The sequence below is a fragment of the Sphingomonas sp. OTU376 genome, assembly GCF_038440415.1.
GTDB classification, from domain to species: Bacteria; Pseudomonadota; Alphaproteobacteria; order Sphingomonadales; family Sphingomonadaceae; genus Sphingomonas; species Sphingomonas kyeonggiensis_A.
Genome location: NZ_JASATQ010000034.1, coordinates 22,040 through 37,071, shown reverse-complemented (window position 1 = coordinate 37,071; position 15,032 = coordinate 22,040). Strand labels below are relative to the sequence as shown.

Genomic DNA, 15,032 nt, shown 5'->3' with positions numbered 1-15,032 from the left:
GGGGCCATGCCTCTGAATGATCGCGGGTTTGCACGCCGCACGGGCGCGGTTACGCTTGCGGCATGAAGCACATCGCACTTGGTCCTGTCGCGCTCGGCATCGCCCTGACGCTCGCCACCCCCGCGCTCGCGCAGCAGACGCTGGAGCAGCGGGTCGCCGCCAAGCTGGCCGAGGCGCCGCAGGGCACCCGCTTCGGGCTGGTGGTGGTGGACGACAGCGGCAAGGAGATCATCGCGATCAACCCGGACGGCCGCTTCATCCCCGCGTCGAATACGAAGGTCTATACGACGGCGGCTGCCTTCGCGAACCTGGCCGACATCAACGCGCCCGATGCGGCGGCCGGTACCGCAGTGCGGTTGCAGGGGCAGGATGTCGTGCTGGAAGGGCGGGGCGACGCGCGGCTGTCGAGCGCAGACGATTGCACCGTCGATTGCCTCGCCACGCTGGCCGATGCGATCGCGGCGAAGACCAAGCATGTCCGCAACATCATCGGCGACGACACGCTATTCCCGGACCAGCGCTGGAGCCCGGGGATGAGCTGGAACAATATCCCGAGCTCGTCGGGCACCGGCATCTCGGCGCTGACGCTCGACGATAACGAGCTGAAGCTCACCGTTGCGCCCGCCAAGGCCGGAGAAGCCGCGAAGGTCGAGCTCTGGCCCTATTTCACGATCGACAACCAGGCGAAGACGGTGCCGGGCGACAAGACCGAGCTGGGCTGGGACCGTGATCCCAACAGCAAGCTGCTCCACATCACCGGCACCATCGGCGCGGACGCCAAGCCGCGGGTGTGGAAGCTGGGGATCGACGATCCGGCTGAGTACGCGGCGTGGCGGCTCAAGGTGCTGCTCGAGGCACGCGGGGTGAAGGTGAAGGGGGCGATTCAATCGCTGCATCGGCGACTGACCCCGCAGGATGATCGTGCGAACCGCACCTTCCCGCCGGTGGAGGTCACGGTGCCCGGCATCCCCGCGCTCGCGCGGCTGACCCCGGCGCCGTTCGCCGAGGACCTCAAGCATATCAACAAGGTCAGCCAGAACCTTCATGCCGAGCTGACCTTGCGTCGGGTCGGCCTGCTCGACGGCGGCAGCGGTTCGATCGCGGACGGGGTCGCGAAGGTCGAGCAGGTGCTGGTCGCCGCAGGCGTGCCGCGTACCGCCTGGGACTTTTCCGACGGATCGGGCATGTCGAGCTATAACCGGGTGAGCCCGCGCGGTTCGGTGCTGCTGCTGCGCTGGGTGGCCGCACAGCCCTGGGGCGCGCAGTTCCGCGACACGCTGCCGATCGCCGGCGTGGACGGCACGCTGTCCCGCCGCTTCAAGGGCACGCCGCTGGAGGGCAGGCTGTTCGCCAAGACCGGAACGCTCAACCAGACCAACGCGCTGGCCGGCTATTTCACCGGGGCGAGCGGGAAGAACTACACCTTCGCCTTCTACGCCAACGACGTGCCGCAGGATGCGAGCGGTACGAAGTATATGGACGACGCGCTGAACCTGGTGGCTTCCGCCAACTGAAAGCCGTCATCCCCGCGAAGGCGGGGATGACGTTTCCTAAGGTTACTTGTTCTTCGCTGCCCAGTCCTCGGCCTGCTTGAGCACGCGGAGCACATTGCCGCTCCAGATCTTCTCGATGTCGGTATCCGAGAAGCCTTCCTTCTTCAGCCGCGCGGTGATCTTCGGCAGCGCGGTGATGTCCTCCATTCCGCGCACGCCGCCGCCGCCGTCCCAGTCGGCGCCGATGCCGACATGGTCGACGCCCATCACGGCGATGCAGTGGAGCAGGCTCTTCATGAACAGCTCGAAATCGGCGCCCTGATAGGGGTTGGTCGCGTCCGCCTTCGCCTTGTCGGCGATCAGCTTCTTCTGCTCGGCATCCGACAGCGCGTGCCAGTCGTCCTGGCGGTTCGAGATCTTGTTGCGGGCATCGTCATGGTCGCCATCGACCAGATAGACGCTGTTGACTTGGAGCACGCCGCCCGCCTTGGCGAGCTTGCGCATGCGATCGTCGTCGAGGTTGCGCGGGTGGTTGTAGATCGCCTTGGGGCCCGAGTGCGAGGCGATGATCGGGGTCTTGGACAGCGCCATCGCCTGGTCGAACACGTCGTCCGACGAGTGGCTGACGTCGATCACCATGCCCAGCCGGTTCATCTCGGCGACCCATTGCTTGCCGAGCGGGCTGAGGCCGTTCCACTGCTTGACCTTGTCGGTGGCGCTGTCGCCGAACTGGTTGTTGCGGAAGTGGATCGGGCCGGCCATGCGCACGCCCTGGTCGTAATACCACTTCAGCAGCGTGAGGTCGGTGCCGAGCGGGTAGCTGTTCTCGATCGACTGGAAGACGACGCGCTTGCCGGCCTTGGCGATGCGATAGGCATCCTCGGGCGTGGTCGCGAATTCCATCTTGTCGCTGTTCGCGGCCACGACGCGCTGGATCCACATCTCGCGGGTGAGCGCGGCGTCGCGGGCCTTGGCATAGCCTTCGGGGGTGAGCGGGCCCTGGCCGGTGTAGATCACGAAGAAGCCGCCATCGAGGCCGCCCTGCTCCATGCGCGGCAGGTCGATCTGGCTCTTGTCGAAGTCGCGGTCGTGCCACTCGTCGAACTTCCAGCCGGGATGCTCGAACAGCTCGGGCGTGTCGAGATGGGTGTCGAGCACCAGCATCTGCTGATGCGCCAGCCGGTCGGCGGGGGTGGGCGTGTCGCTATCGGGCCCGGACAGGGCGATGGCGAGAGCGAGGAGCGAGATCATAGGGCCTCCCAGGCAGTGATGACGGCATCCCCCGTCGCGGGGCGCAGCACGAAGATGCCGCTGTCGAAATGGCGCGTCGGGTGGACGCGGTTGGTGAGCAGGGTCCAGGCGAGGCCGCGGTCGAAGTCGATCCACAGGCCGGTGCCGGTGAAGCCGGTGTGGCCGATGGTCTCGTCCGAGCAGGCCTGGCCGCCCGACCAGCCGGCGAACTTGCGTTCCCAGCCGCAGGTACGGTGGCTGTATTGTGGGGTGCGGATCGCCGCGAGCATCGCGCCCGAGAAGCTGCCGGACAGCACCCCTTGCGCGAAGTCGAGCACGCCGGCGACGGTGCCGAACAGCCCGGCATGGCCGGTCTGCCCGCCCATCGCCGCGCAATTCTCGTCATGGACCTCGCCCTTGAGCACGCGGTTGCGCCACATGCAGCGCTCGGTCGCGACGGCGGGGCCGGGGGGCGGGCCGTAGCTGAGGCCGGGGCCGAGCGGCCATTCGCCCAGGGGTTTGCCGGTCACCCGCTCGATCGCGATGCCGAGCAGCAGGAAGTTGATGTCCGAATAGACCGGCTCGGCGATATGCTTCCACTCGCGCTGGAGCACGAAGGCGCGGAGGCGGTCCGGATCGTCGCCATAGGTGTAGATCGGCTCGACGGCGGGGAAGAGCGTGCGGTGCGCCAGGCAGTCGCGGAACGTCAGCGTGCGCTCATAGGCGCCGGCGACGTCGTACTGGCGGAGGTCCGGGATCACGCTGGTCAGCGGGGCGTCGAGATCGATCCGGCCCTCGTCGGCGAGGCGGAGGATCATCGTCGTGGTCGCCACCACCTTGGAGACCGAGGCGAGGTCGAACCAGTGGTCGAGCGTCAGCGGCTCGGGCTCGGGGACGAGGGCTGCCATGCCGGTATGCGTCACCCAGCGCCGCCCGTCCGCCGCGACCACGCCGAGCGTCGCGCCCGGGATGCGGCCCGAGGCGACGGCCTCGGCGGCGGGTGCGAAAGCGCGCTCGATCATGCCGCGGCGCCTGCGGGCGTGTCGTCCGGGCGCGGCTTCGCCTTCACGATGAAGGGCAGGAACACGAGCGCGCCGAGGCTCATCGCGCCGGCCATGATGAAGAAGCCATCATAGCCGATCGCCTTCTGGAACACGCCCGACAAGCCCGCGAGCAGCCTGGGGATCAGGAAGGCGAGGCCGGAGAACAGCGCGTACTGCGCGCTGGGGAAGCGCGGGTTCACCAGCAGCGAGAGATAGACGACGAACACCGCGCCTTCGAAGCCGTGGCCGAACTGGTCGATCGCCATGGCGAGATACAGGTCGAAATCGCCGGCGGTCACCTGCACGCCGAACAGCGAGAACCACACCGGCCCGCCCGGCGACTGATAGGCCAGCCAGGCGAAGATCCAGTTGGACAGCGCCGACATCACCGCACCGATCACCAGTGCCCAGCCCATCGGCGCCTTGGCGGCGAGGATGCCGCCCATCGTCACGCCGAGCATGCCCGCGATCAGCGCGACGAAGCCGTCGGCGACGCTGATCTGCTCGAGCCCGTAGCCGAGATGGTTGAACATCGGATGGGAGAGCGCGTTCGCCATCACGTCACCGGTGCGATAGACCGAGATGAACAGCAGGATCGGGATCACGACGAGCCCATAGCGCCATGCCACATCGACATAGGGACCGACCGCGGCCGAGCGGCGCAGCGGCGCGTCCCAAGGCAGTTTCTTCAGCCAGGGCACCGAGGCGCCGAGGATCATGAAGGGCAGCAGGCAGACCGCGAACACCCAATAGCTCACCACACCCGGGTTGCTGATTCCGACCGAACCGATCGCCGAGAGCAGCGCCCAGCCGACCAGTCCGACCGCGACGATGCTCGCCACCATCGCCACCGCGCTGGCGACGATGCCCGTGACCAGCGCGACCGAGCGCCCGCCGCCGCCTTCGGCCTCGGGCCGCATCGCGGCGAGGATCGGGAAGGGCACGAAGGCCAGCACCGCGACCGACAGATAGGCGATCGTCCAGTCGAACTTCGCCGCCATGAAGATCGCGCCGCCGCTGGCGATCACCATCGAGGCGCGATAGCCCCATTGGTTGGCGGCGACGAGCGGGCCCTGTTCCTCGGCATTGGGTGCCAGCTCGACGCGCCAGCCATCGGCGGCGATCTCGAGCGTGCTGGTCCAGAAGGCGAGCAGCACCGCAAACAGCGCGGTCATCGGCAGATTGGTGTCCGAGGCAGTGAACGCCATGCCGATCGTCGAGGCGAAGATCGCGAGCTGAGACAGCATGATCCAGCCGCGACGCTTGCCGAAGAAGCGGCCGAAGCCGGGGACGTCATATTTCTCAAGCAGCGGCGCCCAGGCGAACTTGATCGTCGACATCAGCGAGACCCAGGCGAAGAAGCCGATGATCACGATGTCGACGCCGTGCCGCGCGAGGCGCAGCGAAAGCGTGGCGCTGAACAGATAGAAGGGCAGGCCGGCGGCAAAGCCGAGCAGCAGGTACAGGCCCATGCGCCCCCAGCCGGGGCGGACCGCTGCCGCAGCGGGACTCGGCGCCTCAGTCACGCGGCACCGGGCAATAAAAACGCTTCATGCAGGCTCCCTCGCCCTGGTTTCCCTAAAGCTCGGACGGGGCGGCGGCGCAGTCAATGGCGACGCTAGCACGCTTGTGTTGCAGTCGTGTCACGCTTTCCCGCAGAAACGTCTCATTTGATGCCACTGGGTTATGCCCCGGTGCACAGAAACTATGGCGCGGCGCAGCATTCTTGATACCTAATGCCCTCTCACCGCGCGGGAAACGCGGTTTCAGGGGGTAAGACAACATGATCGAAGCGAGGACTCTCAGGAGGATTCTTGTCTCGGGCGTTGCGTTCGCCGCCATGGCGAGCGCCATGCCGGCCTGGGCGCAGAGCACCGACACCACGACGCAGGAAGCCGCAACGCCAACGGGCGCGGTTCCCACCACGGATTCCGACGAGAGCGGCAAGCCGAGCAAGGGTAACGAGATCATCGTCACCGGCTCGCGCATCAAGCAGGACCCGAACAATTCGGCGCTGCCGCTGCAGATCATCACCCAGCAGGAAATCACCCGCAACGGCATCAGCAGCCCCGAGCAGCTGATGATGTTCCTGACGACCAGCGGCAGCGGCGCGGACAATCTCGCTTCGAACTCCGACGTGGTCACCGGCGCGCAGCGCGGCACCAACGGCCTGTCGGCGGCGAACCTGCGCGGCCAGGGCGCCGGCGGCACGCTCGTGCTGCTCAACGGCCGCCGCGTCGCCGCGCACGGTCTTTCGGGCTCCGCGGTCGACGTCAACCAGATCCCGTTCGCGGCGATCGAGCGCGTCGAAGTCCTCAAGGACGGCGCCTCGGCGATCTACGGCACCGACGCGGTCGGCGGCGTGATCAACTTCATCACCAAGAAGGACTTCCAGGGCCTCAGCCTCAACGGCTTCACCGACACCACCGAGCAGGGTGGCGGCAACATCTATCGCATCGGCGGCGTCGCGGGCTTTGGTGACCTCGACGAGGACGGCTTCAACGTGATGGGCGCCGTCGCCTATAGCTGGAACAAGATGCTGCGCGGTTCGGAGCGCAGCTTCGTCAACGGCAGCCAGCCCAATCGCGGCCTTTCGGTCGATACGCGCGGCACCCCGGTGGCGACGGCATTCAATATCGGCGCGAACACCCAGCCGGGCAGCATCACTGCCGGCGGCACGCTGCTCACCGGCCTGACGCTGACGCTGCCGAACGGCGCGAACGGCGCGTCGGGCGGCATCAACATCCTCGACCTGCCGGGCGGCGCGGGCTGTGACTCGATCGACGGCGGCATGGCCTATGACGAGCAGCTGTGGAACACGCCCAGCGCGCAATATGCCTGTTCGTGGGATACGGGCCGCGCCGCGGTGATCCAGCAGCCGATCCAGACGCTGACCTATTACACCAAGGCGACCTGGCGCATCTCGGGCGACCATATCGTCGCCTTCGAAGTGACCGGATCGGACGCGGACTCGGCGAAGAGCTTCTCGAACGCGCAGCTCACCGCGAACACCACCAACCTGCCGATCGCTTATCCGCGCAATGCGGCGACGCAGGCGCAGTATGACTCGGTGTTCAACGCGATCCGTTCGGCGTTCGACGTCCCAACCAACCCGAACCGCACCGCGCAGATCGCGGCGCTCAACGCGCGCTTCGGCCAGCCGATCTCCTATCGCTGGCGCTGCATCCCCTGCGGTCCGCGCGAGTACAAGACCAACACCAGCACCTTCCGCGCCGCGCTCGGCTTCGAAGGCCCGCTCTGGACCGGCTGGGACTATCGCGCGGGCGCATCCTATGCGCGCAGCGAAAGCTCGTCGGTGCTCGGCAGCGGCTATTATTATCGCGGCACCAACGCCAACGGCAGCTATGACGTCAACGCACCCGCGGTTGCCGGCGCCGGCCTGATCAACGGCCAGCAGGCGCGCGGCCTGGTCGGCGTGATGAACTCCGGCCTCATCAATCCGTTCAGCCTCACCCAGACCGCAGCCGGCCTTGCCGCGCTGGAATCGGTCTCGGCCTATGGCGCGACGCTCTATGGCGGCCGCTATGAAGTGAAGCAGGCCGATGCCTCGATCTCGGGCCCGCTCTTCCCGATCTGGGGTGGCGACGTCCAGCTCGCCGCGGGCGTCGATTATCGTCGCGAGACCTATGAGTTCAACGGCTCGGCGGCGGCTGCCGCGGCGGCGCCGGTGATCTTCCTGGCCGCGTTCGACAACGTCAACGCGCTCACCCCGAAGAAGCGCGACGTGAAGGCGGCCTATGCCGAATTGCTCGTGCCGCTGTTCAAGGGCTTCGAGCTGACGCTGGCCGGTCGCATCGACGATTACACCGGCTTCGGCAGCACCAAGAACCCGAAGATCGCGTTCAAGTACCGTCCGATCAACGAGCTGATGTTCCGCGGTTCGTACAACACCAGCTTCCGCGTCCCGACCTTCAACCAGATCTACAACGGCATCACCGAATCCCCCTATGCGGGTTCGGACATCGCCGATCCGGTGAAGTGCCCGGGCGGCGTGCCGACCAGCAACTTCGGCAGCGGCCTGCCCTGCGCGCAGATCCGCCCGAACATCTGGACGGGCGGCACGGCGGACCTGCGTCCGGAAACGGCCAAGCAGTTCAGCGCCGGCGTGGTCTTCCAGCCGATGAAGGACATGAGCCTGTCGGTCGACTTCTGGTCGATCGCGGTGGACAACACGATCCAGCTGCTGACGCTGCGCCAGCTGATCGACAATGCCGCACTGTTCTCCGATCGCTTCGTCCGCGACGCGAGCGGCACGGTGCAGGTGATCGACGACCGCTGGATCAACGCGGGTTCGCGCCGCACCCAGGGCCTGGAATTCACCTATCGCAGCGGCTTCGAGGCGCTGGGTGGCAAGTTCTCGACCGGCCTGGACGGCACGCTGCTGCTCAAGAAGCGCGAGAAGCTCACGCCCAGCTCGGCCTATGGCCCCAGCCTGATCGGCGTGTTCAGCTATGCCGGCGACCTGGGCATCAAGTGGAAGCACAACGCGTTCGTCAGCTGGTCGAACGACCAGTGGTCGATCTCGCTCAGCCAGATCTTCCGCCAGGGCTTCAAGAACGGCGCCCTTCCGGGCATCGCGGCGGGCACGGTCACGCGTCCGGACTATAATGTCCGCACCGACGACTACATCATCTACAACGCCTCGATCAGCTTCAACGGCCTGGCACCGGGCTATCGCCTGAGCCTGGGTGTGAAGAACATCTTCAACACCGATCCGCCCTTCACCATCACCTATGACGGCAACAGCGGCGCCGGCAGCTCGTGGGATCCGCGCGTCGCCGATCCGCGCGGCCGCGCCTACACCGTCTCGGCGCAGGTGCAGTTCTGATCCTCGATTGACCGAGGCACGCAGGGAAGGCCGGGGCAGTGATGCTCCGGCCTTTTCCTTTCCGGCCGGGTGGTGCAGGGACCGTCGGGTCGCCGGAATCAGGCCCGGCTCGTCCCGTCGGATGCCATCGGGTTATGGCGCCGGGAACAGAAATTATGGCGCTGCGCAACATTCTTGGTACCTAATGTTCCCTCACCGCACGGGAGTTGCGGGTATCAGGGAATTGGCGACATGATCGAAGTAAAGGCGTTTAAGAAGCTACTTGCGGGCAGCTCGGCGATCGCGGCGATTGCAACTGCGATGCCGGCCTGGGCACAGACCGCGGCTCCGGAACCGCAGGCGACCACGGCGCAGACGGCACCTGCCGAAGAGGGCGAGATCCTCGTTACCGGCTCGCGCATCCGCCGCGACGGGTTCCAGGCTCCGACGCCGCTGACCGTGCTGACCCAGCAGGACATCCAGAACACCTCGCCGACCAACAACATCGCCGACTTCGTCAACCAGCTGCCGCAGCTCGCCGGCTCGACCAAGCCGGCCAATTCGCGCCTGAACCTGTCGAACGGCTCGGCGGGCATCAACGCGCTCAACATGCGCAACCTCGGCGAAGGCCGCGTCCTCGTCCTGCTCGATGGCCGCCGCTCGGTCGGTTCGACCATCTATGGCTGGGTCGACATCAACACGATCCCGCAGGCGCTGGTCGATCGCGTCGAGGTCGTCACCGGCGGCGCCTCCTCGGCCTATGGCTCGGATGCGGTCTCGGGCGTGGTCAACTTCGTCCTCAACAAGAAGCTCGAGGGGCTGAAGATCGAGGCCGATACCGGCATCACCACCTATGGCGACGGCGGCAATTACTCGGCGAGCATCGCGGGCGGCAAGTCGTTCGCCGGTGGCCGCGGCCACATCCTGCTCAGCGCCAATATCGATCATCAGGACGGCATCTTCGAGGTCGGTGACGATCGCGAATGGAACCACACCGGCTATGTCCGCGTGGAGAACCCCGCCTGGGTTTCGGGCAGCAGCACCTTCAACCGCTACTTCACCACCAAGCGCCAGGTCGGCGCGTCGAACTCGACCCCGGGCGGCCTGATCACCGGCTCGGCCGGCACCACCGCCAACGCGCTGCGCGGCCTGTATTTCGGCTATGGCGGCGCGGTGAACACCTTCGACTATGGCACGTTCACCTTCCCGGCCTTCACCCGCGCGGCCGGCTCCTCGGCGCCCAGCGTCACCCAGGGCGGGTCGTGGCAGGTCAATGATTCCGGCACGCGCATCGGCCTGATGCCGAAGGACGATCGCTGGGGCGTGTTCGGCCGGCTGAGCTACGAAGTGGCCGACGGCATCGAGCTGTTCGCCGAGGGCTCGTACAACAAGCAGAAGGTCTTCTTCAACGCGGGCCCGAACCTGTCGACCGGCATCACCTACAACACCACCGGCTGCACCACCGTGCCGGTTCCGGTGACCTGCAACGCCTTCGCGCTCCAGGCGCTCGGCGCGTCGCGGCTTGCCGGCGTCACCAGCGTGACGGTGGCGACCACCGCGGCCGACCTGCCGTTCCGCGCGATCGACAATGAGCGCAAGGTGCAGCGCTATGTCGTCGGCGCCAATGGCGACTTCGAAGCGTTCGGCAAGGCCGCGCACTGGGAAGTCTATGCCCAGTACGGCCGCTCCGACGTGCGCGAGCAGCTGCGCAACATCATGCACAATACGCGCATGGCCAATGCGACCGCCGCTGCCTTCGCGCCCGCAGGCAATGCCCGCGGCTACGCGACCGGCTCGATCCAGTGCCTGATCAACGTCGATACGAGCACCACCAACGACGATCCGAACTGCGTGCCGCTGAACCGCCTCGGCGTCGGCGTCGCTGATCCGGCGGCGATCAACTATGTGCTCGGCAACCCGTATCGCGACCAGGTGCTCGAGCAATATGTCGCCGGCACCAACTGGTCGGTCACGCCGTTCGCCACCTGGGCCGGGGACGTCAGCGTCTCGGTCGGCGGCGAAGTCCGCAAGGAGAAGATCCGCGGCAGCGTGCCGAAGGAATATCAGCCGGTCATCACCACCACCGGCACCACCAATGCGTGGTCGGTGGGCAACTACCTGCCCTTCACCGGCGAATACAGCGTGAAGGAAGCCTATCTCGAGACGGTGGTGCCGCTCGGCCTGGGGCTGGAGTTCAACGGCGCGGTCCGCGCGACCGACTATTCCAACGCCGGCTATGTCACCACCTGGAAGCTGGGTGCGACCTGGGCGCCGATCCCGGACATCCGCTTCCGCGTGACCCGCTCGCGTGACATCCGCGCGCCCAACCTCAACGAGCTTTACCAGGCCGGCACCGCCAACAGCGATTCCGTCCGCAATCCGAAGTACACGGCGGACGGCCTGAACGGCCCGCAGACCTTCGGCTATTCGGGCCTGGTCACCGGCAATCCGAACCTGCGTCCGGAAATCGCCAATTCGTGGAATATCGGCGCGGTCGTCTCGCCGCGCTTCCTGCCGGGCTTCACCGCCTCGGCGGACTATTTCCGCATCGATCTCGAAGGGGCGATCGACTCGATCAGCGCCCAGGAGATCATGAACCGCTGCGCCGAGGGCCTTGCCGACTATTGCGCCGCGATCAGCGACGATCCGGTCCGCTCGACGCCGACGGCGCCGTACAAGCTGATCCGCAGCCAGCCGTTCAACTTCGTGCGCAAGCTGGTGCGCGGCATCGATTTCGACATGGCCTATCGCATCCCGGTCGGCTCGGACGCCTTCACCCTCAAGGGTGTCGCGACGCGCTATATCGAGAACCTGTCCGACACCGGAATCGCCGGCCAGGTGGCGGTGAACACCGTCGGCGCGAATGGCGGCCAGGCGAGCACGCCGACCTGGATCTTCCGCGGCAGCGCGACCTATGAGACCGAGACCTTCTCGGCCACCGTCACCGGCCGCGGCGTCAGCGCCGGCAAATACTCGGCCACCGGCATCGAGTGCACCACCAGCTGCCCGGTCACGACGACGACCTCGACCTACCAGACCTATGACAACAACCAGGTCTCGGGCCTGTTCTACGTCGACCTCAACCTGAGCCAGACGGTGAACTTCGGGGACAACAAGGCCCAGTTCTTCATCAACGTGACCAACCTGTTCAACCGCTGGCCGCTGCTGGTGCCGGAAACCGGCCTCGCCGCGAACAGCACCTATTCGGACATGCTCGGGCGCCAGTTCCGCGCGGGCATCCGCATCAGCCTGAAGTAACGCCCATGCCGGCTCCCTCTCTCGTGAAGGAGCCGGCATGATCGCCGCAGCGCTCCTGCTGGCGGCATCGGACCCGGTCGCCGCGGTCCGGATCACTTTCGACACGCATGGGGAAACTTCGGTCAGCCTGAAAGGGCTGGCCGACCTTTCCACGTCGCGGCCCGTCACCGCCGATGAACCGGTGCGGATCGCCTCCATCTCCAAGCTTGTGGTCGCCATCGGTGTGATGCGGCTGGTCGAGCAGGGCAGGCTCGATCTCGACGCCGACGTCTCGCGCTGGCTCGGCTGGAAGCTGCGCAACCCGGCCTTCCCGGACAAGCCGATCACGCTCCGCCTGCTGCTCTCGCACCGCTCCAGCCTGACCGACCGGGTGGACTATGTCCTGCCGCTCGATGCCGATATGCGCGCGGTGCTGCAGGACCCCAGGGCCTGGGACGACAAGCACGCCCCCGGCAGCTGGTGGGCCTATACCAACTTCAACTTCCCGGTCGTCGCCGCGGTGATGGAGCGCGCTACCGGCGAGCGTTTCGATCGGCTGATGGATCGCCTCGTCCTCCGCCCGATGAAGCTCGATGCCTGTTACAACTGGGCGAGTTGCAAGCCGGAGACGGCTGCCCGGGCGATAGTCCAGTATCGCGCGCGCAAGCCGACCAAGGACGACAACCAGGGTGCCGCGCCCGCCTGTCCGGTCACCCCGGCAAGGGATGGCAGCTGCGACCTCGCCGTCTGGCGCCCCGGTGCGAACGGTGCGGTCTTCGCGCCGCAGGGTGGGCTGCGCATCTCGGCGCGCGGGCTCGCCCGGATCGGCCGCATGTTCCTGAACAACGGCACGCTCGACGGCACCCGCATCCTGCACGCGCGCTCGGTCCGCACGCTGGAGACGCCGCTCTGGACCTATGACGGCCACAACGGCGACGTCGGCGGCGACATCTCCGTCGCGGTGCCGACCGGCGGGGCGACCTGCGCCTACGGCCTGGCGGTGATGTTCACGGCGACCAACGCTCCGGGCTGCCGCGATGACCCGGTCGGCGATGGCGCCAAGCGCTTCGGCCATTCGGGCGATGCCTATGGCCTCAAGTCCGGGCTGTGGGTCGATCGCGCGGCGGGCAAGGGCGTGGTTTATTTCGCCACCGATGTTCCGGATGTGCCGGGGAAACGATCGGCCTATACGCCGACGGAGGAATCGCTCGCCCGCCCGGAGTAGCAACTTGCGCCACGACGCCAATCTCACCGCCGACCGCCCCACCTTCGTCACCCATCTCGAATGCTCGATGACCGGCGAGCGCTATGAGGCCGACCAGCTTCACGGCCTGTCGCGTGTCGGCCGGCCGCTGCTGGTGCGCTATGACCTGGAAGGCGCGAAGGCGGCGCTGCCGCGCGACGAACTCGCCCGCCGCCCGGCGGACCTGTGGAAATATCGCGAGCTGCTGCCGGTTCGCGCTACCCGGAACATCGTCAGCCTGGGCGAGATCGCCACGCCGATCATTCCGCTCGACAAGCTCGCCGCCGAAGCCGGGGCGAAGCACCTCTGGGTCAAGGACGAGGGGCGGCTGCCCACCGGCTCGTTCAAGGCGCGCGGCCTGGTCATGGCGATCGCCATGGCCAAGGAACTGGGCGTGAAGACGATCGCGATGCCGACCAACGGCAATGCCGGCGCCGCCGCCGCTGCCTATGCCAGCCGGGTGGGGATCGAATCCGTGATCTTCTGCCCGGCCGACACCCCCGAAGTGAATGTCCGCGAGATCGCGGCGCAGGGCGCGCGGGTGTACCGCGTGAATGGCTATATCGACGATTGCGGCAAGCTGGTCGGGCAGGGGGCGAAGGAGCGCGGCTGGTTCGACCTGTCGACGCTCAAGGAGCCGTACCGGATCGAAGGCAAGAAGACGATGGGCCTCGAGCTTGCCGAGCAGCTCGACTGGGAGCTGCCCGATGTGATCTTCTATCCCACCGGCGGCGGCACCGGCCTGATCGGCATGTGGAAGGCGTTCGCCGAGATGGAGGCGCTCGGCTGGATCGGCAGCAAGCGCCCGCGGATGATCGCGGTCCAGGCCGAGGGTTGTGCCCCGATGGTCCGCGCCTTCGAGGCCGGCGAGCGCCATGCGACGCGCTGGCAGGACGCGCACACGATCGCGATGGGCATCCGCGTGCCACAGGCGGTTGGCGACTTCCTGATCCTCGACGCGGTGCGCGAGAGCAGCGGCGTGGCGATGGCGGTTAGCGACGAAGCCATTGCCCAGGCGGTGGAGGATGCCGCGCGCAAGGACGGGCTGCTGCTCTGCCCCGAAGGCGGCGCGACGCTGGCGGCGTGGCGCAAGGCACTGGCGGAGGGGCTGGTGTCGGCTGACGAGAAGGTGGTGCTGTTCAACTGCGCCACGGGGCTGAAATACCCGCTCGCCGACCAGTCGAAGACGCTCGACAAGGATGGGGCGATCGACTTTGCGGCGCTCTAACCTTTAACCGTCATCCCCGCCTTCGCGGGGATGACGGATAGAATTAGCGAGCGTGGGTAGCCAAGCTCCGGAACGTCACAGACCACCGGCTGGCGTCCATCGGCGCGATGCTGTGTTCCCAGCCGTGCCGGGCTTCGCCGAACAGATGATAGCCGCCGCGCGGTTCCAGCGGGATCTCCGCGCGGTCGAACCTGCCGTCGGCCCGTCGCCGACGCAGCCGGAGTACCGCAGGCGCGCCCAGCGATATCCCGACGACATGCTCGAACACCGGCCGGTCGCGATGCCAGCCGATCCCGGCGCCGGGATCGTAGCGCGTCACCAGCGCCTGGACGAGCGTATCCGCCGCAAGCCCGGCAGCTTCGGCCGCCCTTGCGCGTGCCGGCAGCAGCCAGTCGGGCAGGAGCTCCGCCTCTGAAAGACTTGCGTCGGTGAAGTCGTAGCGCCAGCCGAAACTGTGCGTCAGTCGCTTGCCCAGCCATTGCCGAAATCGGAACGGCTCCAGTGCCGAGCCATTGATCCGACGAATCAGATCAGCTTCTTCCTCGGCGCTGACGATATTCTTCGCCTGTTCGATTCCCGGTGGCAGCGGATTCCTGAAAAGCTCGGGAAACAGTGTGGACACCTCCCGGATATGGGAAGTGCGACTAGCAACTTCCAGACATGAAGATCTTCACATTTATATGGAATTCCTATGTCTTTCCCGCGAGATAGCGGTTGCAACCTGGGGCTA

Annotated in this window: 9 protein-coding genes; 5 read left to right on the top strand and 4 right to left on the bottom strand. The window is 66.8% G+C overall.

The window, feature by feature from the left end:
* Positions 1 to 62 precede the first annotated feature (62 nt).
* Positions 63 to 1,514, top strand: a complete 1,452-nt coding sequence (gene dacB, locus AAHM44_RS14790; protein WP_342250459.1) for a D-alanyl-D-alanine carboxypeptidase/D-alanyl-D-alanine endopeptidase — start codon at positions 63 to 65, stop codon at positions 1,512 to 1,514.
* A gap of 42 nt (positions 1,515 to 1,556) precedes the next feature.
* Here dacB and AAHM44_RS14785 read toward each other — a convergent pair whose 3' ends face one another.
* Genes AAHM44_RS14785 through AAHM44_RS14775 form a run of 3 tightly spaced genes read right to left on the bottom strand, consistent with a single transcriptional unit; the run spans position 1,557 to position 5,292 of the window.
* Positions 1,557 to 2,744, bottom strand: coding sequence for a dipeptidase (locus AAHM44_RS14785; protein WP_269576191.1), 1,188 nt, complete (start codon positions 2,742 to 2,744; stop codon positions 1,557 to 1,559).
* Positions 2,741 to 3,745, bottom strand: a complete 1,005-nt coding sequence (locus AAHM44_RS14780; RefSeq protein ID WP_269576190.1) for a serine hydrolase domain-containing protein — start codon at positions 3,743 to 3,745, stop codon at positions 2,741 to 2,743. The genes AAHM44_RS14785 and AAHM44_RS14780 overlap by 4 nt, the downstream gene beginning before the upstream one ends.
* Entirely contained in the window at positions 3,742 to 5,292 is a 1,551-nt protein-coding gene (locus tag AAHM44_RS14775) for a permease (protein ID WP_342250458.1), read from the bottom strand. Before AAHM44_RS14775 ends, AAHM44_RS14780 begins: the two co-directional genes overlap by 4 nt.
* Positions 5,293 to 5,606: 314 nt before the next feature.
* On the opposite strand from AAHM44_RS14775, the gene AAHM44_RS14770 reads away from it, so the two are divergent.
* From AAHM44_RS14770 to AAHM44_RS14755, 4 genes are all read left to right on the top strand, one after another.
* Entirely contained in the window at positions 5,607 to 8,615 is a 3,009-nt protein-coding gene (locus AAHM44_RS14770) for a TonB-dependent receptor domain-containing protein (RefSeq protein WP_269576188.1), read from the top strand.
* Positions 8,616 to 8,846: 231 nt separating this feature from the next.
* Positions 8,847 to 11,852: a TonB-dependent receptor plug domain-containing protein gene (locus tag AAHM44_RS14765; RefSeq protein WP_269576187.1), complete on the top strand. Its 3,006-nt coding sequence runs from the start codon at positions 8,847 to 8,849 to the stop codon at positions 11,850 to 11,852.
* A gap of 37 nt (positions 11,853 to 11,889) precedes the next feature.
* On the top strand, positions 11,890 to 13,056 hold the full coding sequence (locus AAHM44_RS14760; RefSeq protein ID WP_342250457.1) for a serine hydrolase domain-containing protein: 1,167 nt from the start codon (positions 11,890 to 11,892) through the stop codon (positions 13,054 to 13,056).
* A gap of 4 nt (positions 13,057 to 13,060) precedes the next feature.
* Positions 13,061 to 14,302, top strand: coding sequence for a threonine synthase (locus AAHM44_RS14755; RefSeq protein WP_342250456.1), 1,242 nt, complete (start codon positions 13,061 to 13,063; stop codon positions 14,300 to 14,302).
* A gap of 43 nt (positions 14,303 to 14,345) precedes the next feature.
* On the opposite strand, the gene AAHM44_RS14750 is transcribed toward AAHM44_RS14755, so the two are convergent.
* Positions 14,346 to 14,924 (bottom strand): alpha-ketoglutarate-dependent dioxygenase AlkB, encoded by a 579-nt coding sequence (locus AAHM44_RS14750; protein WP_342250455.1) that lies wholly within the window; start codon positions 14,922 to 14,924, stop codon positions 14,346 to 14,348.
* Between the last annotated feature and the right edge of the window lie 108 nt (positions 14,925 to 15,032).